Here is a 20,478-nt window from a genome sequence, read left to right on the forward strand (position 1 = left end):
TGCCCACCGATAGCCCACATCGACCGGGTAACAACTATCGCACTCACTTCCAACTGGTCGGAACGAGCCGATACTGTTACCCGCAACGCGGGGGAGCGAAACCTCCCATCGTCGACCGAGGGTTAGCGCAGGTGGGAGCATCCGATGAGTGATCTGATCGACAGCCAGTACGACGTGTTCAAGTCCTTCTTGGACAAGGACACCCCAGTCGAGGCGATCAAGAAGCTCCGGCTGTTCGCCTCCGAAGACGTGATCAAGCGGATCATGGAGCGCTACGACGAGGACATGGTTCGGATCAAGGAGATGCGCGAGCCGCACTCGGTGGTCATCGACAACTACGAAACCTGGTATGCGGGACCGCATCCGGATGACAAGCTGTGGCCGGCGATCGAGGACGATCTCATCAAGCAGGGGTGGCCGAGGGATCCGGCCATCAACAGTCTGGACGACTCGTCGACACGGATCGTGTCGTTGCTCCAGCATCCTCGGAAGAACGAGTTCTCCACTCGGGGTCTGGTGGTCGGCTACGTGCAGTCCGGCAAGACCACCAACTTCACCGCAGTGATGGCGAAGGCTGCCGACCGCGGCTACAAGCTATTCATCGTGTTGGCCGGCATCCACAACGGCCTGCGCCGTCAGACCCAGGCGCGACTCATTCAGCAGCTGGTGGAACCGAACCCGACGCTGTGGACGCAGATCACCGACCTCGATCGCGATTTCTCGCCGACTGCCAACCCAGCTAGCTTCTTCGGGAAGTCGAACAAGACCCATGTGCTGTGCGTGGTCAAGAAGAACGCCACGGTGCTGCGCAAGCTGGTCAAGTGGTTGGGTGACGCTTCGGAGTACCTGTCAGACTGTCCCGCATTGATCATCGATGACGAGGCCGACCAAGCGACTGTTGCGACCAAGTCGATCAACCCGCTGATCCGTCAAATCCTCAACACGCTTCCCAAATCCGCCTATGTCGGGTACACGGCCTCGCCGTTTGCGAATCTGCTCATCGATCCATCAGCAGACGATCTCTATCCAGAGCACTTCATCGTGAATCTGCCGAAACCGCACGGACATTTCGGCACCGAGGTGCTGTTCGGCCGCTATGCCCTCGATGGCGAAGACCCGACAGACGTCGACGATGGCTACGACATGATCCGCAATGTTCCGGACGATGACGTGGCGCTCGTTCGCCCGAAGACCAGGGCAGATGCCGAAGATTTCTACCCGTCGATCACCGACACGTTGCGGCGCGCCGTTCTGTACTTTTGGCTGACGACGGCCGCCCGTCGGATTCGCGGTAGCGGAAATCCGCACTGCACCATGCTGATTCATACCAGCGTGCGAACCGCTGTCCACAACAGCTTTCGTGACCCGCTGATGTTGCTGCGTGCCAGGGTCGCGAACAATCTGTCTGACTCCGCCTTGCGGCGCGAACTACGCGACCTGTGGGACGAGGAGACGTCGAGGGTTCCTGCTGTCGAGTTCGATGAGAAGCTGGTCTCATTCGATGAGCTCGCCTCGGAATTGGCTGGTGTTCTGCGTGATTGCCGGATTGTGATGGACAACTCCGAGAGCACTGACCGTCTCGACTACGAGAACGGCCCGGTTGTCGCTATTGCGGTGGGCGGCAACACTTTGTCTCGCGGACTTACTCTGGAAGGCCTGTCGGTCAGCTACTTCGTTCGGACAGTCTCCACCTACGACACCCTCCTGCAGATGGGGCGTTGGTTCGGATACCGGAACGGATATGCGGATCTGCCGCGCATCTGGATGACCGAAGAACTCGAGGATTGGTTCCGTCACCTCGCGACGGTCGAGACCGAGATGCGCCGCGACATCGACGTTTACATGACCGAGGACAAGACTCCGATGACCTTCGCGGTGCGACTGCGGACACACCCGTCGCTCCGTGTTACGGCTGCAGCGAAGATGAAGGATGCTGTGTCGGCGCTGTCCTCCTACGGCGGGCAACGAGTTCAGACCCGATACTTCCGCAAAGACGCCGACTGGCTGCTGGGTAACCAGGCGGCGGCGCGGGCGCTCGTGAAGGCGGCGCTCGGCAGCAGTCGAGCCGAAGGAAACGGCGCGGATGGCCGCTACCTGATTCGCGACGTGCCGAGCGAGTTCGTTCTGGACTTCCTGCGCGACTATCAGTTCCACGAGAAGTCGCAGGAATGCGACGCGAAACTGATGAGCGGGTACATCGAGAAACGAATCCGCAACGCAGGCACCCTGCGGCGGTGGAACATTGCAGTCGTTGGCAAACCAGCCGCAGTAGAGCAGAACCTGTTCGACTTCGCGCCAGGAGTCAGTGTGGGCCGGATCGTTCGTTCGCAATTCGCATCCGGTATCGACCATACGGACATCAAGACGTTGATGAGCCGCAGAGACGCGGGCCTCGATCTCGACGGGATCACTTCTGCCACAACGGAAGGCGATATCGCCAAAGCCCGCAAGGCGCAGCAGCCAGATGCCGGTCTTGTGGTGTTGTATCCGATCGACAAGGTGTCGGAACCCGAGCCGTCGAAGGACAAACGCGAGCCACTGAACGCGCCGGAACATGTGATCGGCGTCGGCCTCGTGTTCCCATCGCCGGCCAACGACGACAGCACTGTCGCTTGGGAATCCGACTACATTTCCGCTGATCTTTCTGGTGTCGAGATCGAAGAGGAGGATTTCAGCCTCCTCGACTCCGAGGACATCTGATGCTGAACGATCTGAAGGAAGTTCTCGACGATCAGTGGCGGCGGCTGGAACGGAGGCCGAGCGCCGAAGCATCCGTCGTCACTGTGTCCGATCTTCCGGTCCCGACAGCGAATGGGTCATTGGCCGCAGGCCTGGACAGCGAAGGAAGCCGCCATCTGCTCGTACCGATCGGTGCACACCAGGTCGTGCGGAAGGGTCTCAACGGCCCGGTTCTGGAGCTGCGCAAGCGAACGTTGGAACACGATGGGCGAGTGCAGGACTACGCTGATCTCACCTGCCTCCGTCGGGATTTGAACGATATCTTTGCGACCCTGTGCGCAGACATTCTCGTTGCCACCGAGGAGTCTTCGGGGAACCCGGTGAAGGTGCTGTACCGCGTCCTCGATCGCTGGCGCGCCCTGTTTCTCAATCCCGGGCCACCACTGGGGACACAGCAGCTCGCCGGACTATTCGGTGAATTGGTGGTGCTGGAGATCCTGCTCGAACATGACAGCGGTGCGATCCAGCTGTGGAAGGGGCCGACTGGCCACCGGCACGACTTCGCGACGAGCGTAGGCGCGCTCGAGGTGAAAACCACGACGAATCCGGATGGGCGATCGGTACGTATCCACGGCCTGGACCAGTTGGAGCCACCGCTCGGCGGCATCTTGGGATTGGTGTGGTTGCGGCTGGAGGCCGACGTCCAGGGCGGTATAGGTTTCCTCGAACTGATCAAGCGTGTGCTGGATCTCTCCGACGACGAGAGCGAGATCCTCACGCGCCTCGCGGCTGTCGGCTATCGCGCCGCCGATAACGATCACTACGTACATTCGCGGTACTCGATCAACGAACACCATTGGTATAACGTCGATGTCGCCTTCCCGAGGCTCACGACCGTAGACCTGGCGGCCGCGTCGATCTCCACCAACGTCCGCAATGTCGACTACACGATCGACCTGTCCGGCGAATCACCTGCTCCGATGGAAGCCAATGACGTCGAGAGGCATATCAAGGTAATGCTCGAGGCATCCCGATGACGGCACCTGCCTGGGTCTCCCAACCATTTCCACCCGACGGCGCGAGCGCTGCGGAAGGTATCAGGAATCAGCTGGGTAAGCCCGAGCTGGATCATCTGACGATCCTGGTCCGCGAATCGGCACAGAACAGTTGGGACGCGCGCCAGGGAGACGGAATTCCGGTCGACTATCGCATCGACCTGCAGACTGTCAGTGCGGCCGATGCCCCTGCATGGCGCGATAACCTTCTGCGCAAGGCGCCCGCCAAGCAGCGGCTACCGTTGCGAGATGCGCTGCAACAGCCCACAATTCGTGTGCTGTCGATTTCCGATCGGGGAACGCGTGGTCTCGGTGGACCGACACGAGCTGACGCAGTCACCGACCAAGGCCGCGATTTCGTAGCATTTCTTCGTAATATCGGCGAGCCACGCGATCGGGCATTGGGTGGCGGAACCTATGGCTTCGGCAAGGGAATCCTCTACCTCGCATCGGGGTCAGGCACGATCCTCGTACATACCCGCTGCCAGTACCAGGGGAAATACGAGACCCGCCTGATGGCTGCCGCGTTATGGAAGAGTTACGACGCCAAGGAAAGCGACCGCGAACGCCGGTACACCGGTAGGCACTGGTGGGGAGACGCATCAGGTGACGTGATCGAGCCATTGGTCGGGGATGCGGCCGACGCGATGGCGCGCAAGTTGGGTCTTCGCCCGTTCGGGGCGACCGAAACCGGAACGACGATCTCGATCCTGGATCCGAACCTGGACGGCAGTGAACCGTCCGATATTGCTCGGTACCTGGCAGAGACCATCGTCTACCAGTTGTGGCCGAAAATGCTGCCCGACAGCTTCGGTGTGCCGCCGATGCGGTTCTCGGTGACCTGTGACGGCATCGAGTACCCGGTCCCTGATCCAGCCCGAATGAAGACCCTGAAGCTGTTCGTCGAGGCCTACCGGAAGATGGTCGGCAGCGGTGCCGACGAGCTCCACTGCAGGCGGCCCAAGAAGCTGCTCGGACGCTTCGGATTGCATCAGACGGTTGCCCTTCGATTCGAACCGAGCAACGCTGAGCACATGGCCGGTTTCGAAACCGGCATGGTGCATCATGTGTGCCTGATGCGACCGGCCGAGCTCGTGGTCACCTACTGGCCAGGACCGAAGCCTGCCAGTGAAATCTCTGCCTATGCAGGGGTTTTCCGTGCTGACAAAGAGCTCGATGATGCGTACGCGAAGGCCGAGCCACCGACGCACGACAATTGGAACTATCAGACGCTTGACCACCCTGAGTATTCGTTCGTGAAAATGACATTCACACGGATGAAGGAGGAGATCGACAAGGTCATCGGGCCCCGTGGAAGCGCCGGCGTCGAGGTGGCGCAAGTATCCCTCGGTGCGGCAAGCGACCGCCTGTCACCCCTCGTCGGTGGTGTCTGGGGCATCGGGTCGGCAACCGACTACGGCAGGCCCGGCGATACCGCGCCACCGCCGCGAGCTGCACCGAAACGGCGGCCTAGCGGGAGGCGAGACGATCCCGCAGAGTCCGATGACCTCGACACTTCGGAAGCGTTCGAGTCCGGCGGCTTGGGCGAACCCACCGTGTCGGACGGCGGCGCTCGAGTCGGTGAAGCGGCCGATCACCAGCCGGGACAGGCTGCGAGGCAGGTGTCTGTCCGTCGTCGTCGGCCCAAGATCGAGTACGTCGGTGATCCCGAACCTGACGAGCTCTGGGGGCATGGCGTTGTAGTGCAGCGATTCAAGCTGCCGGTGCCGATCGCACAGCGGGTCAGCGCGGACGTTGCTGTTGCGTTGAACAGTGAAGGTGGGCTCGAAATGGACCCGCCCATAGGCGCCGAGATGCCTGGCCTCGTGGGCTGGGAAGACCCGCATGGTGAGGTCCACACGACACCCAGGTACGTCATCGAGGGTGGCGACGGCGGTGTGTGGAAGGTTATCGTCAAGCCCGCCCCGGACACGATGACCGATATCGTCCTGTACACCGAGGCGGTCAGCTGATGGCCAATCGTGTTCTGCCGTATAAGAAGCCGACTGCCGGCGTGATCCGGGCGGGGGAGTGGCTACTGACGATCGGTGATGAGGAGATCCCATTGCCGGATCATCTCCCGCACTGGGACTACCAGACGAACCTGCCGCTGCGACGGATTATTCGCATCGATCTCGAGCGAGCGCTGGCCGAGTCGATGCTCGCTCCCGGTACCGAGGTGGCGTTGGCAGCAGTCTGGACATCCACCGGGTCCAAGCTGCGCGGAACGGTGTCACGAGTCATCGTCCCCGCCAACGGCGAGGTCGAGCTGCGGGCGGATCTAGTCGGAGCAGATTTGGGTGGCGTGTTGATGCTCGACACCGTACTGGTTCTGGCGCGCCGCAGACATGGCACCGATCGGCCCGTCGCGCCCCGTCGTGCAGGATCTGTGCTGTGGAGCGATCGTGCGCAGATCCGGCTGCAGGGTGACGCTCCTCAGTTCCCCATCGCTATTGTCGATTTCGAGCAAACCAACTACCCCGGTGATGCCGCCTGGCACCTCGAGATCGGTACAGACCTCGATGTCGCCACGATGGGGTCACTGCTGCTGCTGGTCAATGAAAAGAAGACACTGATCGCTGAAGCATTGCAGCGGGCAGGAAGTCCTCGACTGCAAGACAAGATGGCGCTGTCGATGCTGTACGCAGATGTGGCACGAACCATGGTCGACCACGCGCTGCGAATCAGTGAATTCGACGACGACGCGACATATATCGACGAGACTCTGGGAGCCACTCTGCAGGAGTTGTTCGGTCGTCTGTTCCCCGGCCGGTCCATCACCGACACCCGGCTCGCCGCGCAAGAATCCCCGAACCTCTTCGCTTCACAATTGCAGGCAGCGGTAAAGATTTTCGAGGGGGTCGCATGACACTCCTCTATCCGCGACTCCTTCGTCACCGCGCGAAACTCCTTGCCGCGGAATACAAGGAACTCGGTCCGATCGAGTTGAACAGTCGTTGGTCGCTTGCCGACAGCTCCGCGGTGTTCGTCGCAACCGGTGGTACCCGGATCGAGCAGTCCAAGCTCCAACTCCTGCGCGACATCGTCGTCGACTTGGCCAAGGATTCCGGGTTTCCGGAACCACCGGATGTCAAGCAGAAGAACAGCTTCGATCTGCGACTTGCCGTGGCGCTGCACAGCGAGATGCGAATTTCGCCCGCCGAGGCGGCCTCCGGCGATGTCTGGGCGTTTCTAGCGCTGATCGTTCTTCCTGATGTCGCGCACTGGCGCTACCCGAAACCCCCTGGCGATCGGGTTCTGAGCTCTGATCTCACCCGCCACGTCCTCGGGCGCATGTGGTGGAGAGCCCAACTCGTGTATGCCCCCGCCGATTCCGACCCATACACCGCGCTCCACGTGCTCGGCGAAGCAGCATTCGACCAGATCTACGCCCGGCGCGCCGCGCTCGGCGGCAGCCCTCACCTGATCCAATCGATCCTGCGGACCTGGAAACAGATGAACTTCGCCGGCCCCGACCTCACCGAACGAGACGTCCTTCGAGACTTCCTCAAACGACTCCTACGCTTGGCGCCGTTCGTGGTCTTCGAGGCGCTGGATAGTCGAGCGCTGGACGAGGAGTTGCTCGCGATCGCGAAGGAAACGGTGGTCGGCTATCTGTCGTTCGGCGGACGGGTGCCTGCAACTGAGGTGGAATCCCGAGCGGCGCAGGTCTTCGTCAGCGCGATGGCCTAAATTCTCCACGCTGACGTAGTGCGATCATCTAGCGCCGGACTTGGTTCCAGATCTGACCAAGGCGCGTAGCTGGTCCGGCGTCAGCCAAGGAGACTTGCGGTGGATCATGCGGTGGCAGTTGGCGCACAGGAGGATGAGGTCGCTTGTTCGAGTCTCGGTGGCCCCGGATACATGTAGCGGCGTGACATGGTGGCATTCGGTGTAACAAGACCCTCGTTCGCCATAGACCGTCTCGAAGTCGAACTCGCAGATCTTCAATCTCACTGACGACCAACATGCGGCCGTACGGAGCGGGGTCCAAGTATATTCATCGGAGTTCTAGTTGGAGACTGTGGTTGGTGAAGTTTCGGCTCCGGGTCGGCTACCGCGGCGGCCGGCAGTCAGCTACGTTGACGCGGCGCCACGAATGGTGGTGTTCCGCCCGGCGAGTGCCATCAGCAATACGTCGAAGGTCGGTGCGTCCGGCCACGACGGGGTCAGACGTCCTACACGGTCCCAACCCCAGCGGCGATACGCGGCGTACGCCCGGTCGTTCTCCGGCTCGACCAGCAGCGTCGCACGATCTTCGGTGCGGCCTGCGAGTAATTCGTCGTGTAGACGATGGGCAAGGCCGCGACCTGCATAAGATTGGTCGACCATGATCTCGCTCAGCGCGAAAGTTCTTGTGCCGCTCTCACGAATGAAATCTCCGTTGGCAGCGAGCGGACCATCGAGGGTGAGGCCATCCCACCATGCGGTGTTGGGCGTCAGCGGCCAGCCCCAGGTCTGGCCGATCGAGACATCGTTCAGGTAGGCGATGACGAGTTCGATGCCGCTCTCCCGTGTTGGATCGGTGTAGGCGTCGAAACGGTGCATGAACGCCTCCGGCGAATCGAAGGTATGCCCCGAGTCGATAGCCTCGCGGTAGGACCGGCGGTAGATGTCTTCCACAACGCTGCGATATTGGCGCGAGGCGGCAGCCGAGTAGTGGGTGAAATGCAGTCCGTTCACGCTGTGAGAACGCTCCGATCGAGTTGGTCGTAGCGGTCGGCGAATCCAGAGTCCTTGGCGGCGTGGAGCGCTCGAATCGGTGCCATCGTCCTCAGGGTGCGGGTCGATCCGATCGCGTCGAGAGTGTCTAGGACCGATTGACCCGTCGAGAGTGCTTCACGGGTATCCCCCACGGAAGCAAGAGTTGCCGCGTGCCAGGCACGGGTGTTCGCCTCGTTGCGCACGCTCTGACCCTGTAGTGCGCGCTCGTAGTGGGTTAGAGCGGTCCGATAGTCGCCGAGGTCGCTGTGGCCACGTGCCTCGTGTCCCGCCAACTCCGGCGGATCGACAAAGCGCAGCCAACGCGGACAGCGCCCGAGAATCTCGGAGTTCAAGGCTGTATCCATCGCGGCGTGTGCCTTGCTCATCGCGGTTCGGAATCCGTCATGGTTGCCGACTTGCCCCCACGCCTGTGCTTGCCGGACGGCGATCAGCGCGTGCACTCGGCCAGGATTCCAATGCTGTGCCAGACGATCCGCCCGACTCGCATTTTGCAGCGCCAGATGCGGATTGCCCATGCCTTGACGGGACAGCGCGATCTCTTGGTTCGCCGAATAGAGCAGAGCGTGAACGGCGAGTTCATCATCGCCGGAGCGCACGGACATCTCTAGGGCCGTGCGATAGCAAGACCGGGCCAATGCGTGTTGATCGGCATCGTATGCCAGCCATCCTGTAGTGACGGCGAGGTTGCCCACCGCGCTGGCGGCCGCCGCGCCTGTTGCCTGATCACAGTGGCTCTCGTCAACCTCGCGACGGGCATGGGCCAACGCGGAGCTCGCGGCCTTCACCAATCGAGCTCCTCCTTCCCGCTGGTCGCGTTGTTCGAGTTCCTCGGTGTATTCGATCCATGCTCGCACCTCGGAGAGTCCGATTCGCGGTCGTTCCACCACTGGGCCGCGGCTGGCTGCGGGGCCGACAAGCGAGGCCGCGCTCGCGGTGGTTGCGATTCCGAATTGCCGACGGTTCACGTCGTCCTCGCTCTCCGTGTCCAGCGCCGTGAGCGCCAACTCCATTCGGCGAAGTTGGTCGGCGGCAAGTCGAGCAAGTTGTGTGTCGAGCGCGGCCGCTGACGCGCCACGAACCGGCTTTGCCTCGGTTGCCCGGTACTCCCACTTACGAATCGTGACGGCCTCGAAGCCCAGTCGCTCGGCGAATGCCGGCTGGCTCTCTCTCAGTGCATCCACCCGGAGCGCCCGGACATGCGCTGCCGTCCACCTGCCGACGATCATCGTCGCCCCCTCGCCCTTCTTGGTAATCGATGGATCGGGTTCATACCACCTTCGTATCGGGCTCGGCGCTGTTCGGAACCTGCCAGGCCCGCCACGCTGGAAGACGTTCTCGTCCACCCTCTTCCAACGTCGTATTGCCAGGCTACGCGGGCAAATGTGAGAAGAAGATACATTCCAGGGAGACAACGATGTCCACGGTCGACCAAGCACTCGTCCTTCGCATCCTGCAACCCGGCGGACAACTCACCGACCGCCAGATCGCAACCGTTACAGCGCTGTCCATCCGCCGAACCAGGCGAGCATTGCGCACCCTCCACCTCGACGGACTACTCCGCCAGGTCACCTACCGGGCCGCTTGGGAACTATCGCCCTGTGGTAGTGCGTACACGGCTACCCTGACCGGTCAGGCCATGCTCGACGTGCCACGATCGGCTCTCGCCGGATGAAACCGGTCGCGATCGGATACCTGCGCTCCGATCTCTCCGGATCCGCGCAGAACTGGGATGAGATCCGACTTCGTTCACTGGCAAAGCGATTCGGATACGACCTCGCGAAGACGATCGTATTCGACGCTCGAACCCAGAACCCGATGAGCGAGCTGATCGGCATTGCTCAGCGGACCAAAGCCGAAGCCGTGTTCACACCCCACCGTCGACATCTCGGCACTGATGTCCCCGACCTGCTCGTCCGCACTTGCGACGTCATTACCGTCGATGACCAGATGACCTATGCGAGGTCCTATCTAGGTGGCAGAAGTCCGAGCTGACTCGGAAATTGATCGAGTCTGCTTTGCAAGCGCTAGCGCACCGTGTGGTTGCCGAGGCTCCGTCCGGGCGTGACTGAACGTCCGCGACGCGATCCACAATCTGGTTGTCCAACGTCATATGATCTAGGGGCGACGGCGGAGACGTTCGCTGTCTGCCGAACGGCGGCAATCCGACCCGCCCTTTCGGATGTTGATGGCGTGGCAATAGCATGCGACGAGCGCGCGATTGACCGCGCCACCGAAGGGGCCGAGTATGGGCAGAATCGAGTACTACCACGATCCGAAGGCGCCGAAGCCGAATTCGCTTGTGGTGGCCTGCAATTTGTTGGTTGTCAATGGGGCCGGGGCGATCCTGCTGCAGCGTCGGCGTGATACCGGGCAGTGGGCGCTGCCCGGCGGAGCCATGGACTTCGGCGAAACCGCGGCCGAATGTGCGATCCGGGAATGTCAGGAGGAATCGGGCATCACAGCTGAGATCACTGGATTCCTGGGTATTTACAGCAATCCCCACCACATTGTGGCCTACAGCGACGGTGAGGTGCGGCAGCAGTATGAGAACACCTACATCGGGCGACCGGTGTCAGGTGAACCGACGATCAATGATGAAGCCGATGGCGTAGTGTATGTCGCCCCGGATGACTTGGGCGCCTACGACATCCACCCGAGCATGCGGCAGCAGATCGGTGACTTCCTGTCCGGAAGCTATCCATATCTCGGCTGATTCGCCTTCGCTTGTTCGATTATTGTCGCAGCGAACCAAGATTGCCGGCCCTGCGCGTTGAATGAATCTGCCCACCAATGTGTCCGGTTCGTAGCGGCCGACGATCTCGACGACCCGGGCGGACGGGGTACCCGATCACCATGGCTATCCGCCCGCGGAGGTGCGACGATGACCGAGTTCTACGCCGAACTGATCGAACAGGGAATTTCGCATACCGACGCCGCCCAGCTCTGGAGGGAAAAAATGGACACGGATCTGTCGTTCTTCCGTTCGGAATCTGCTCAGCGGCTCCGCGCTCAAGGGCGTGAGCAAGGATTTGAGCAGGGCTTGGAGGAAGGGCGAGAGCAGGGGCGGGAGCAAGGGCTCGGCCAGGGTGTCGCGCGCTCGGTGTTGACCGTGCTTACTGGCCGTGGAATCGAGCTCTCCGCAGACCACCGAAAGCTGCTTGCCGACACCACTGACGTCGATCAACTCAACGCGTGGTTGTTGCAAGCGGTCACCGCAACCCGCGCGGAAGAGCTTTTCGGCTGAGTTCCACCTTGTCGTCGGGGTGTTGGGGTGGCAGGGCTGGTCAGTAACTATTCGTCTACGAGATCACCAGCCGGAGTGGGCGGGGAATTGTGGACAGAACGCTGCGGCGGCGTTCACCCTCTACATCGCGCAGCAGCCATGCGTAGTAGGGCCGAAGTCCTCGGAGTCCGATGCGGCGGCGCATTTCTCGGTCGAGTAGCGACCACTCTCGGTCGTTGATCAATGGCAGTGTTTCTTGCTCTTCGTGGCGCAGGTGGTTGTGCAACAGCTCGGACAGTGCCCCGAGCGTCGGTCGCGCGGCGTCCGGTCCCGCGCTATCGAAGGCCCGGTCCGCCTGGGCGAGGAGTGGGTCGATGCGGTCGTGTTCTGCGGCCATCGCCTCGACCAGCTGCGCGTTCACGCCGCGGCGGCGCAGACTCGGCCAGAGCACGACGTCCTCCGCGGTGTGGTGGACGGATAGTTGGGTGTGGAACTGCGTCCAGCGTTCACGGTCCGGGGCGCTGGCGAGCGCTCGGAGGTCGCGCCGGAACGCGTCGTGTGCTGCGTACATCATGGTCACGTCACGTTCAGTCATGGTCCAATTACATCCGCGCGAGACGAGACGAGACATCGTTCATTTGCTCGAGTCCATACGCGAACGTCTCAGGATCCGAGGCGCTGATCAGTTCGTCTGGCGGACTTTGATGGCGTCTCGGGAGATGTAGACGTCGTATTCGCCGGGGGTGGCAATGGTGGCGTTGCCGTAGGCGGAGCGGATGAAAGGGCTGGTGTACCAGCGGTTTTTGTTCATGTCTTCGAAGAAGTCGCGGTCGCCGCCGTTGAGGAAGGTCTGGTCCTGGGCGGGGGATTTGCCGTCGAGGCGTTGGCCGTACAGGCGGCTGAGCTTGTAGCCGGAGTGGAAGCCGAGGGCGTTGACCCACGGTTCGAGTTCGACGATGTTGGACTGGAGGGCGAACATGTCGCCCTCGATGCGATGGGTTGTCGGCTGACCCGCGTTTCCGTCTTCGTCGAACTGGGTGAGGACGAGGTCGAGTTGGTGTTCCTGGCCGGCAACGGGTTTGGCGACTACGTGGGCGGCCTTGATCTCGCCGGTGAGTCCGAGATAGGTCTGGAGGAGGGTGGCGATCCAGAGGAGGAGGACCGCGACGAGGAGGAGGGCGGTGCCGGGGACCGCGCGACCGAGAACGGCTTTGGGGCCGCGACGGCGGGTGGCGGCCAGTGCGGCCATGACCAGTAGGGCGATGGCGAGGGCGATCAATGCCAGGAGACCGACCTGGGCGAACCCGAAGGAAACCGGGAAACTCATGATGTGGGTATACCCCGAAAACATCTGCAACAGCGGCGGTCTCGAAGTTCTTGGGTGGGCAATTCGATCAGGAGGGGTGACAGTGGACAAGTACCGGGTGCTGGTGGGGGTTCATCTGGTGTTGGTCGACGCACAGGGACGGGTGTTGTTGGGGCGCAGGGCGAATACGGGGTTCGGCGATGGGTTGTTCCATGTGCCCGCGGGACATCTGGAGGCGGGCGAGTCGGCGGTGGCCGGGTTGATCAGGGAGGCTCGCGAGGAGGTGGGGGTCGAGATCGACGCTCGGGACGTGGAATTCGCGCATGTGCTGCACAGCGATGAGCGGGTCCAGATGTTCTTCACCGTACGACGCTGGACAGGCGGGGTCGCTAACCGGGAGCCCGAAAAATGTTCGGAACTGGGATGGTTCGAGCCCGAAGCGCTGCCCGAGGAGATCGTCGACTACTGCCGGGTCGGGATCGGCAAGGTGATGACAGGGGAAGCGTTCTCGGAATACGGCTGGGATTCGGCTAGGGGCTGACGATCTCGGAGGTCTCGGAGCGCAGGCGCATCAGGCCCAGGACGGCGATCGCGCAGCCGAGTGCCACGACGATCGCAACCGCGCCGGGGCCGATCCCGCGGTCGACATCCGTGGTGCGGTACCAGGACGACGAATAGGCGAGATGGCCGAAGTCGGTGTCGCTCAAAGCGACACCGATCGAGGGCACGAACAGGATCGCGAGTCCGACGGTCCCGGACGTGGGACTTTGTGGAACAGCTGTGCCGAGGCAATACCCGGCGACCGAGCCGAGGGCGAGGCAGCCGAGGGCCGCGGTGAGCGTGGCGGGTGGGTCGAAGATATCGGCGGCCAGGACGAGGCAGGCCAGGGCGAGCACACTCGTCGCGGCTACCAGTGGACGCGGTGTGCGGATACCGATCAGTAGGCCGGCGGCGGTGGCGGCGAGGGTGGCGAGATCGACCCAGCCGGAACGCGGCAGCGTGATGACGAGGCTGCCCGCGACCGAGAAGCTGCTCATCAGCAGGACCAGAATCCCGTCGCGTCCCGGCAGGATCATCGCGGCGGCGACCGCGGCCGCGATGGCGAGGACCGAGGCGACGATCAGATAGGGGGCGCTGGTCTTGTGCGATGCCACGGCGAGCGCGGTGATGATGGTCGTCGTGAAGGCGACGACGGCGGCGAACACGGGCGCCAGCGGAATGGCGGTTTCGGTGGTCCAGCGGGGCGTGGCCACGGTGGTGAGCGCGAAGTACGCGAGCGCGAGCACGCTCGCGGCGATGAACCACAGGGGCAGTGCGCCGCCGAGCGCACCGCTGAAACCGTCGGAGTTCGGGTCGGTGGGCGACTGGGTCAGGTCGCCCAGGATGGTGCCGCCGAGCGTGCCGAACAGATACACGGTGCGCAGGAGCGGTTCGTTCCAGACCGCGACCGCGAGCGCGCCGATGACAGCCCCCGCCAGTAGTGCGTCGATGAAGTTCAAGGTGGGCAGCGACAGAATGTCGAGGTGACCGTCGGCGCTGTCGGGGAGCAACGCGAGATGGTTCACCAAGATGCCGACCAGGGCGATCAGCGCGGTCCAGCGGGCCGTTCGCACGCTGCCGATCGCCACCGTGACGGCGGCGGTGATCACCGCGATGAACGCCGCACCGGTCATCGCCCGCGGAATGTTGAACACCAGCAGGTCGACGTGCAGCGATGCCGCCAAGGACGCGAAACTGATCGGCAACATGATCACGAGCGCCGCCACCGAGGTGGTGACGAAGATCGTCACGGTTTCGGCCGCGCAGCGAACGGTCGAAGGCTGCACCGAATCCCCGTTCTCGCGGCTGAGCCGGTCCGGTCGGACCGTGTCCGGAGCATATCCACTTCGTCACCGGGCGATCGGCTCCTCGAATCGAATGCCGGTCGTGTCGCGGGCAGCGGCATGCGACGATTAGCGAATCAGGTTGGCAGGCACAGGAGTCGGAAGGTCGGTGGATGCCGAGCGGGATCGTGGCCTGGTTCGACAGCGGCAAGGGATTCGGATTCATCACTCCCGACGCGGGCGGACCCGACGTATTCGTCGAATACACCGCGCTGGCCGGTGCGGGGTTCCGCACGCTGCGCGACGGTCAGCGCGTGGAATACACCGTCACCGAGACCCGGCGCGGACCCGAAGCACACGATGTGCGGGCCGGGTGATCAGAAGACAGCCACCGCGTAGGCGGCCAACCCCGTTGCCGCCAGTGAGACGACCGCGCTCAGGATGAGCAGCTGATTGGTGAGGCGGTGCGGCCGGCGGGGTCCGACAGGTTTCAGTTCTGGCCGCTGGGCCAGAAGCGGCTGGCGCGTTGACCGTCCACAGGGCGGGTGAGGTTGGGGTCCTCGGCTTCGGTGATGCCGACCTGCATCAGCAGGATCATGGTCACCATGCTGATGCCGATGATCAGGGGTGTGAGCAGCTGGGCCGCGGTGGCGCCGCTGGCATGGGCCACGTGGGCGCTGGTGTGCGCGCTCATCGAGAACATGCCGGTGTAGTGCATACCGGTGACGGCCACGCCCATCAGCAGGGCCGCGCCCGCGGTGGCGACGATGCCGTGGATGTGCAGGGCGAACCACAGCGCCGCGATCGAGGCGACCACCGCGATGGCGAGCGACGCGGCGACCACGACGGGGTCGTAGATGATCTCGGCGTCGGTTTTCATCGCGTACATGCCCGCGTAGTGCATGGCCCCCACGCCGAGCCCGGTGATCGTGCCGCCGACCGGTAATGCGGCGCTGTCCCAGCTTCGGCGCACCACGATGGACAATCCGAGCCACACCACACCCATGGCGACAGCGGCGCTGAACAAGGTGACGGGAACGTTGTAGCGGATGGTCACGCCGCGTACCGAAAAACCGAGCATCGCGATGAAATGCATGACCCAGATACCGGTGCCACCGAGTGCGATCGCGGCCGCCGTGAGCCAACCGCCGTGCATGCCGGAAGCGCGCGAGCGAACCATGCAACGCAGCGCCAGCATCGACCCGACGACCGACATGGCATAGGCCAGCAAGGGGGTCACCCAGCCGTAAGTGAAATGGTTGATATCCAGCACCGTCTACTCCTAGCGTGATTTCTCGGCGAGGCGTGCGATCCCTCACGATCTCGGAAAATACGCTGGTAGGGAATTTGCCGTACTGGGTTTCTCGAAAATGTCTAGGGTTGCTGACGATGACATGCCCCTATTGCATAGAGCTCTCGATGGTGAAGCGTTCCAGTCGGTTTGGTGTGCGCTCCCGGCTAATCCGGCATCCGTGGAGCAACTGCCTCGGCATACGGCGAGCATCCACCCCGAAAGCGGGCCGCGTCACCTCCGTGCCAGTGGCTGCTGGCAGGATCTGGGGGTTGCCTTCCTCACAGTTCGCACACTTTGCACTGTGCGATGTGGCCGAATTCGTCGGATCATGGCATGGTGGACACCGAGACCAGGGCCGGACTATTAGGACCTAGCTCATCTACAGAAGGTTTTTGAAATGGCACAGGGTGTTGTTAAGTGGTTCAACGGCGAAAAGGGCTTCGGCTTCATCGCCCAAGACGGAGGCGGCCCGGACGTCTTCGTTCACTACTCCGCGATCGGCGGCTCCGGCTTCAAGTCCCTCGAAGAGGGCCAGCGCGTGGAGTTCGAGGTCGGTCAGGGTCAGAAGGGCCCCCAGGCTCAGGACGTTCGCGCCATCTGATTCTGCGCTGACCAGCGTACGAATGTGAAGCTCCGCACCAGTTGGTGCGGAGTTTCTGCTATCCGGGGGTAGTCACCGCAGCGCCTCGGCGCGGAAGAACTCGCCGGTGACAGCCATCGACGCGGTGAGATCACGCGGCCCGCGGGAGTTGAATTCCGTGGTGGCCCTGTCGAATTCGGCGTCGATGAACGCCGTGATCAACGCGGGCGGGGCGGCCGAACCCATCTCCCTCGTCTTCGACTTGAGATCGGTCAGTTCGGTGATCGCCGCCACCAGGTCGACCGGCAACTCGCACTCGGCGAGCAGCGTCGGCAGATGCATCGGCGCCACCGCGGCACCCGGATGCTCACGCAACCAGCGCAGCGCCATCGCGGGCCGCAGCGCGTAGAACACCTTCTTCAAACCGCCGTTGCGCTCGAACAGCGCCCACTGGCGCGCGCCCAGGTGCAGGTAGTGCCGAGCGATCCGGTCGCGATCGGCCACCTCCCTCGCCACCTCGCGCAGCCGGGCGCGAAACGCCTCGTCGCCGCGGTAGACGATCGGCGACATCAACCATTCGACGAGCACCGCGTTGCCCGCCACCAGCAGGCGCAGCGCCTTGGCCAGATCCCAGCCGTTCACGTCGAGCAGCCCGATCAGCGGAGTTTCGATCACGTCGCGGGTGCGCCACGGAGACAGGTAGGTCTCCAGGCCGGCCACATAGACGAAACGGCAGTCGTAGTCGGAATCGGGCGAGGGGAAACCCCAAGCACGGCTGCCACTTTCGATCGCGAGACGGATGGACACGTTGTGCTCGGCAGCCACCCGATCGAGCTCTGCGTCGACGGCGGCCACCACGGCCGGGTCCATCGATTCGGGGACGGTGCGCAAGGACATGCGGTGATCGTAGTGCGGTGGGTGCCCAGGGTTCACCCGGTTTTCGGGCAGGGGGGTAAGGGCAGCCGAAGTCCGGGCGACTATCCTGGTCGGCGGTAACTGCCGACCCCCTTTCTTCCCCAGGAGTACCCCACAGTGAGCCAAGCAGGCCGTCCTGTAGTTCTGATCGCCGACAAGCTCGCCCAGTCGACCGTCGACGCACTCGGTGACGGTGTCGAGGTTCGCTGGGTCGACGGACCCGACCGCCCGGCGCTGCTCGCCGCGGTCCCCGAGGCCGACGCACTGCTCGTGCGCTCCGCCACCACCGTCGACGCCGAAGTGCTCGACGCGGGCAAGAAGCTGCAGATCGTCGCCCGGGCCGGCGTCGGCCTCGACAACGTCGACGTGCCCGCCGCCACCGAGCGTGGCGTGATGGTCGTCAACGCGCCGACCTCCAACATCCACACCGCCGCCGAGCACGCCGTCACGCTGCTGCTCTCGGCCGCCCGGCAGATCCCGGCCGCCGACGCGACCCTGCGGGAGAAGACCTGGGCGCGCAGCAAGTTCAACGGTGTCGAGATCTTCGGCAAGACCGTCGGCGTGATCGGCCTCGGCCGCATCGGGCAGCTGTTCGCGCAGCGCCTGGCCGCTTTCGAGACCAAGATCGTCGCGTACGACCCCTACACCTCGCCCGCTCGCGCCGCGCAGCTCGGCATCGAGCTGCTGAGCCTGGAGGAGGTGCTCGAGCGCGCCGACTTCATCTCCATCCACCTGCCGAAGACGCCCGAGACCAAGGGCATGCTCAACGCCGAGACGCTGGCCAAGACCAAGCCGGGCGTCATCATCGTCAACGCCGCCCGTGGTGGGCTGATCGACGAGCAGGCGCTCGCCGACGCCATCAAGTCCGGCCACGTGCGTGCCGCCGGCCTGGACGTGTTCGAGACCGAGCCGTGCACCGACTCGCCGCTGTTCGACCTCCCGCAGGTCGTCGTGACGCCGCACCTCGGCGCCTCCACCTCGGAAGCCCAGGACCGCGCGGGCACCGACGTCGCCAAGTCGGTGCTGCTGTCGCTGGCCGGTGAGTTCGTGCCGGGCGCGGTGAACGTCACCGGTGGCGCCGTGAACGACGAGGTCGCCCCCTGGCTGGACGTCGTCCGCAAGCAGGGCGCGCTGCTCGGCGCCATCGCCAGCGAGCTGCCCGTCAGTGTCGAGGTCCAGGTGCGCGGCGAGCTGTCCGCGCAGGACGTCGCCGTGCTGGAGCTGTCCGCGCTGCGCGGTGTGTTCTCGGCGCTCGTCGAAGACCAGGTCACCTTCGTCAACGCCCCGGCGCTGGCCAAGGACCGTGGCATCACCGCCACCGTCACCACCGCGTCGGAGAGCCCCACTCACCGCAGCGTCGTCGACCTGCGCGCTGTGTTCGGCGACGGTTCGACCCTGAACGTGGCAGGCACCCTGACCGAGCCCAACCTGGTCGAGAAGATCGTCAACATCAACGGCCGCAACTACGACATGCGCGCCGAGGGCCTGAACCTGGCCGTGCTGAACTACAGCGACAAGCCGGGCGCGCTGGGCAAGATCGGCACCCTGCTGGGCGAGGCCGAGATCGACATCCTGGCCGCGCAGCTGAGCCAGGACGTGGACGCCGAAGGCGCCACCGTGGTGCTGCGCGTCAACGCCGAGGTGTCCGCCGAGGTGCAGACCGCGATCGCCGAGGCCGTCGGTGCCTCGAAGGTCGTCCTGGTCGACCTGGCCTGAGTTGTTTCGTCCCGGTACAGCCGGGACATCGGCAGCTGCGCGCCGTCACCTCACGGTGGCGGCGCGCACCTGTATCCCGGCGCGGCACGGTCCGCCCCGACTTCGAACGGAGCTAGTTCATGAAACTCGCAGTAATCGCCGGTGACGGCATCGGTCCCGAGGTCATCGCCGAGGCGCTCAAGGTGCTCGACGTGGTGGTGCCCGGTGTGGACAAGACCGAGTACGACCTGGGCGCCGCGCGCTACCACCGCACCGGGGAGATCCTGCCGGAGTCGGTGCTGCCCGAGCTCAAGCAGCACGACGCGATTCTGCTCGGCGCGATCGGCGATCCGTCGGTGCCCAGCGGCGTGCTCGAGCGTGGACTGCTGCTCAAGACCCGTTTCGCGCTGGATCACCACGTGAACCTGCGTCCGTCGAAGCTGCACGCGGGCGTCACCAGCCCCCTGTCGGGCAACCCGGACATCGACTTCGTGGTCGTGCGCGAGGGCACCGAGGGCCCGTACACCGGCACCGGCGGCGCGATCCGCGTCGGCACCCCGCACGAGGTGGCGACCGAGGTCTCCAACAACACCCGCTTCGGCATCGAGCGTGTGGTGCGCTACGCCTTCGCCACCGCGCGGGCCCGTCGCAAGCACCTCACCCTGGTGCACAAGAACAATGTGCTCGCCTTCGCCGGTTCGCTGTGGCAGCGCACCGTCGACGAGGTCGCGGTCGAATTCCCGGATGTGACCACGGCGTACCAGCACATCGACGCCGCCACTATCCACATGGTGACCGATCCGGGCCGCTTCGACGTGATCGTCACCGACAACCTGTTCGGCGACATCATCACCGACCTCGCCGCCGCTGTCAGCGGTGGCATCGGTCTGGCCGCCTCGGGCAATATCGACGCCTCGGGTGTGAACCCGTCGATGTTCGAGCCGGTCCACGGCAGTGCCCCCGATATCGCGGGTCAGTCCAAGGCCGATCCGACCGCCGCCATCCTCTCGGTCTCGTTGCTGCTCAACCACCTCGGCAACACCGAGGGCGCGGCGCGCATCGAATCCGCCGTCGCCAAGGACCTGGCCTCGCGCACCGGCACCGCCTCCACCGTGGAGGTCGGCGACCGCATCGCGGCCATCGTGTAGGACAACTCGACGGGGAAGGGCCTGCACCGGTGCTC

Annotated in this window: 22 protein-coding genes; 14 read left to right on the plus strand and 8 right to left on the minus strand. The window is 63.8% G+C overall.

What is annotated here, in order from left to right:
• Positions 1-144: 144 nt before the first annotated feature.
• Genes ACWDXS_RS11260 through ACWDXS_RS11280 form a run of 5 tightly spaced genes read left to right on the plus strand, consistent with a single transcriptional unit; the run spans position 145 to position 7,427 of the window.
• Positions 145-2,700: a Z1 domain-containing protein gene (locus tag ACWDXS_RS11260; protein WP_387442054.1), complete on the plus strand. Its 2,556-nt coding sequence runs from the start codon at positions 145-147 to the stop codon at positions 2,698-2,700.
• Positions 2,700-3,716 (plus strand): PD-(D/E)XK motif protein, encoded by a 1,017-nt coding sequence (locus ACWDXS_RS11265; protein WP_449964545.1) that lies wholly within the window; start codon positions 2,700-2,702, stop codon positions 3,714-3,716. The genes ACWDXS_RS11260 and ACWDXS_RS11265 overlap by 1 nt, the downstream gene beginning before the upstream one ends.
• Positions 3,713-5,707: a hypothetical protein gene (locus tag ACWDXS_RS11270; protein WP_449964548.1), complete on the plus strand. Its 1,995-nt coding sequence runs from the start codon at positions 3,713-3,715 to the stop codon at positions 5,705-5,707. The genes ACWDXS_RS11265 and ACWDXS_RS11270 overlap by 4 nt, the downstream gene beginning before the upstream one ends.
• Positions 5,707-6,603 carry a hypothetical protein gene (locus tag ACWDXS_RS11275; RefSeq protein WP_449964551.1) on the plus strand — a complete coding sequence of 299 codons (897 nt, stop codon included), beginning with the start codon at positions 5,707-5,709 and terminating at the stop codon, positions 6,601-6,603. The genes ACWDXS_RS11270 and ACWDXS_RS11275 overlap by 1 nt, the downstream gene beginning before the upstream one ends.
• On the plus strand, positions 6,600-7,427 hold the full coding sequence (locus tag ACWDXS_RS11280) for a DUF6339 family protein (protein ID WP_387442063.1): 828 nt from the start codon (positions 6,600-6,602) through the stop codon (positions 7,425-7,427). The genes ACWDXS_RS11275 and ACWDXS_RS11280 overlap by 4 nt, the downstream gene beginning before the upstream one ends.
• 24 nt (positions 7,428-7,451) lie before the next feature.
• Here the strand turns inward: ACWDXS_RS11280 and ACWDXS_RS11285 are convergent, their stop codons facing one another.
• The 3 genes from ACWDXS_RS11285 to ACWDXS_RS11295 form a co-directional block, all read right to left on the minus strand.
• A complete protein-coding gene (locus ACWDXS_RS11285) occupies positions 7,452-7,691 on the minus strand; it encodes an HNH endonuclease (RefSeq protein ID WP_387442065.1) in 240 nt (79 codons plus the stop codon).
• 120 nt (positions 7,692-7,811) lie between these two features.
• The gene (locus ACWDXS_RS11290) at positions 7,812-8,417 is read right to left on the minus strand and encodes a GNAT family N-acetyltransferase (protein ID WP_387442067.1); all 606 of its coding nucleotides are present in this window, start codon (positions 8,415-8,417) and stop codon (positions 7,812-7,814) included.
• Positions 8,414-9,685 carry a helix-turn-helix domain-containing protein gene (locus ACWDXS_RS11295; protein WP_387442069.1) on the minus strand — a complete coding sequence of 424 codons (1,272 nt, stop codon included), beginning with the start codon at positions 9,683-9,685 and terminating at the stop codon, positions 8,414-8,416. Before ACWDXS_RS11295 ends, ACWDXS_RS11290 begins: the two co-directional genes overlap by 4 nt.
• Positions 9,686-9,873: 188 nt before the next feature.
• Here ACWDXS_RS11295 and ACWDXS_RS11300 point away from each other — a divergent pair, with 188 nt between their 5' ends.
• The 4 genes from ACWDXS_RS11300 to ACWDXS_RS11315 all read left to right on the plus strand — a co-directional run bounded on the left by ACWDXS_RS11300 (position 9,874) and on the right by ACWDXS_RS11315 (position 11,703).
• Positions 9,874-10,131, plus strand: a complete 258-nt coding sequence (locus ACWDXS_RS11300) for a hypothetical protein (protein ID WP_387442071.1) — start codon at positions 9,874-9,876, stop codon at positions 10,129-10,131.
• The gene (locus ACWDXS_RS11305) at positions 10,128-10,451 is read left to right on the plus strand and encodes a hypothetical protein (protein ID WP_378654995.1); all 324 of its coding nucleotides are present in this window, start codon (positions 10,128-10,130) and stop codon (positions 10,449-10,451) included. Before ACWDXS_RS11300 ends, ACWDXS_RS11305 begins: the two co-directional genes overlap by 4 nt.
• 253 nt (positions 10,452-10,704) lie before the next feature.
• The gene (locus tag ACWDXS_RS11310) at positions 10,705-11,172 is read left to right on the plus strand and encodes an NUDIX hydrolase (protein ID WP_449964558.1); all 468 of its coding nucleotides are present in this window, start codon (positions 10,705-10,707) and stop codon (positions 11,170-11,172) included.
• Between the two features lie 168 nt (positions 11,173-11,340).
• Positions 11,341-11,703, plus strand: coding sequence for an RpnC/YadD family protein (locus tag ACWDXS_RS11315; protein WP_387442074.1), 363 nt, complete (start codon positions 11,341-11,343; stop codon positions 11,701-11,703).
• 55 nt (positions 11,704-11,758) lie between these two features.
• Here ACWDXS_RS11315 and ACWDXS_RS11320 read toward each other — a convergent pair whose 3' ends face one another.
• Both ACWDXS_RS11320 and ACWDXS_RS11325 read right to left on the minus strand, forming a co-directional pair.
• On the minus strand, positions 11,759-12,277 hold the full coding sequence (locus tag ACWDXS_RS11320; protein ID WP_449964562.1) for a hemerythrin domain-containing protein: 519 nt from the start codon (positions 12,275-12,277) through the stop codon (positions 11,759-11,761).
• An 87-nt stretch (positions 12,278-12,364) separates the two neighbouring features.
• A complete protein-coding gene (locus ACWDXS_RS11325; RefSeq protein ID WP_378992102.1) occupies positions 12,365-13,009 on the minus strand; it encodes a hypothetical protein in 645 nt (214 codons plus the stop codon).
• Positions 13,010-13,085: 76 nt separating this feature from the next.
• On the opposite strand from ACWDXS_RS11325, the gene ACWDXS_RS11330 reads away from it, so the two are divergent.
• Positions 13,086-13,529: an NUDIX hydrolase gene (locus ACWDXS_RS11330; protein ID WP_449964566.1), complete on the plus strand. Its 444-nt coding sequence runs from the start codon at positions 13,086-13,088 to the stop codon at positions 13,527-13,529.
• On the opposite strand, the gene ACWDXS_RS11335 is transcribed toward ACWDXS_RS11330, so the two are convergent.
• On the minus strand, positions 13,519-14,814 hold the full coding sequence (locus ACWDXS_RS11335; RefSeq protein ID WP_449964569.1) for a hypothetical protein: 1,296 nt from the start codon (positions 14,812-14,814) through the stop codon (positions 13,519-13,521). The genes ACWDXS_RS11330 and ACWDXS_RS11335 overlap by 11 nt on opposite strands.
• A gap of 170 nt (positions 14,815-14,984) precedes the next feature.
• Between ACWDXS_RS11335 and ACWDXS_RS11340 the strand changes: the two genes are divergently transcribed.
• Positions 14,985-15,188, plus strand: a complete 204-nt coding sequence (locus ACWDXS_RS11340) for a cold-shock protein (protein WP_358063985.1) — start codon at positions 14,985-14,987, stop codon at positions 15,186-15,188.
• 113 nt (positions 15,189-15,301) lie between these two features.
• On the opposite strand, the gene ACWDXS_RS11345 is transcribed toward ACWDXS_RS11340, so the two are convergent.
• On the minus strand, positions 15,302-16,084 hold the full coding sequence (locus ACWDXS_RS11345; RefSeq protein WP_378992106.1) for an MHYT domain-containing protein: 783 nt from the start codon (positions 16,082-16,084) through the stop codon (positions 15,302-15,304).
• Positions 16,085-16,502: 418 nt separating this feature from the next.
• Between ACWDXS_RS11345 and ACWDXS_RS11350 the strand changes: the two genes are divergently transcribed.
• The gene (locus ACWDXS_RS11350; protein ID WP_056812000.1) at positions 16,503-16,706 is read left to right on the plus strand and encodes a cold-shock protein; all 204 of its coding nucleotides are present in this window, start codon (positions 16,503-16,505) and stop codon (positions 16,704-16,706) included.
• 72 nt (positions 16,707-16,778) lie between these two features.
• Here ACWDXS_RS11350 and ACWDXS_RS11355 read toward each other — a convergent pair whose 3' ends face one another.
• Positions 16,779-17,582 (minus strand): nucleotidyltransferase domain-containing protein, encoded by an 804-nt coding sequence (locus ACWDXS_RS11355; protein ID WP_378992107.1) that lies wholly within the window; start codon positions 17,580-17,582, stop codon positions 16,779-16,781.
• 135 nt (positions 17,583-17,717) lie between these two features.
• Between ACWDXS_RS11355 and serA the strand changes: the two genes are divergently transcribed.
• Together serA and ACWDXS_RS11365 are read left to right on the plus strand one after the other, a co-directional pair.
• Complete coding sequence (serA, locus tag ACWDXS_RS11360) at positions 17,718-19,316, plus strand: phosphoglycerate dehydrogenase (protein WP_378626296.1); 1,599 nt, start codon at positions 17,718-17,720, stop codon at positions 19,314-19,316.
• A 119-nt stretch (positions 19,317-19,435) separates the two neighbouring features.
• Entirely contained in the window at positions 19,436-20,443 is a 1,008-nt protein-coding gene (locus ACWDXS_RS11365; protein ID WP_387442084.1) for a 3-isopropylmalate dehydrogenase, read from the plus strand.
• Positions 20,444-20,478: the final 35 nt, after the last annotated feature.

The sequence above is a fragment of the Nocardia sp. NPDC003183 genome (genome assembly GCF_053590715.1).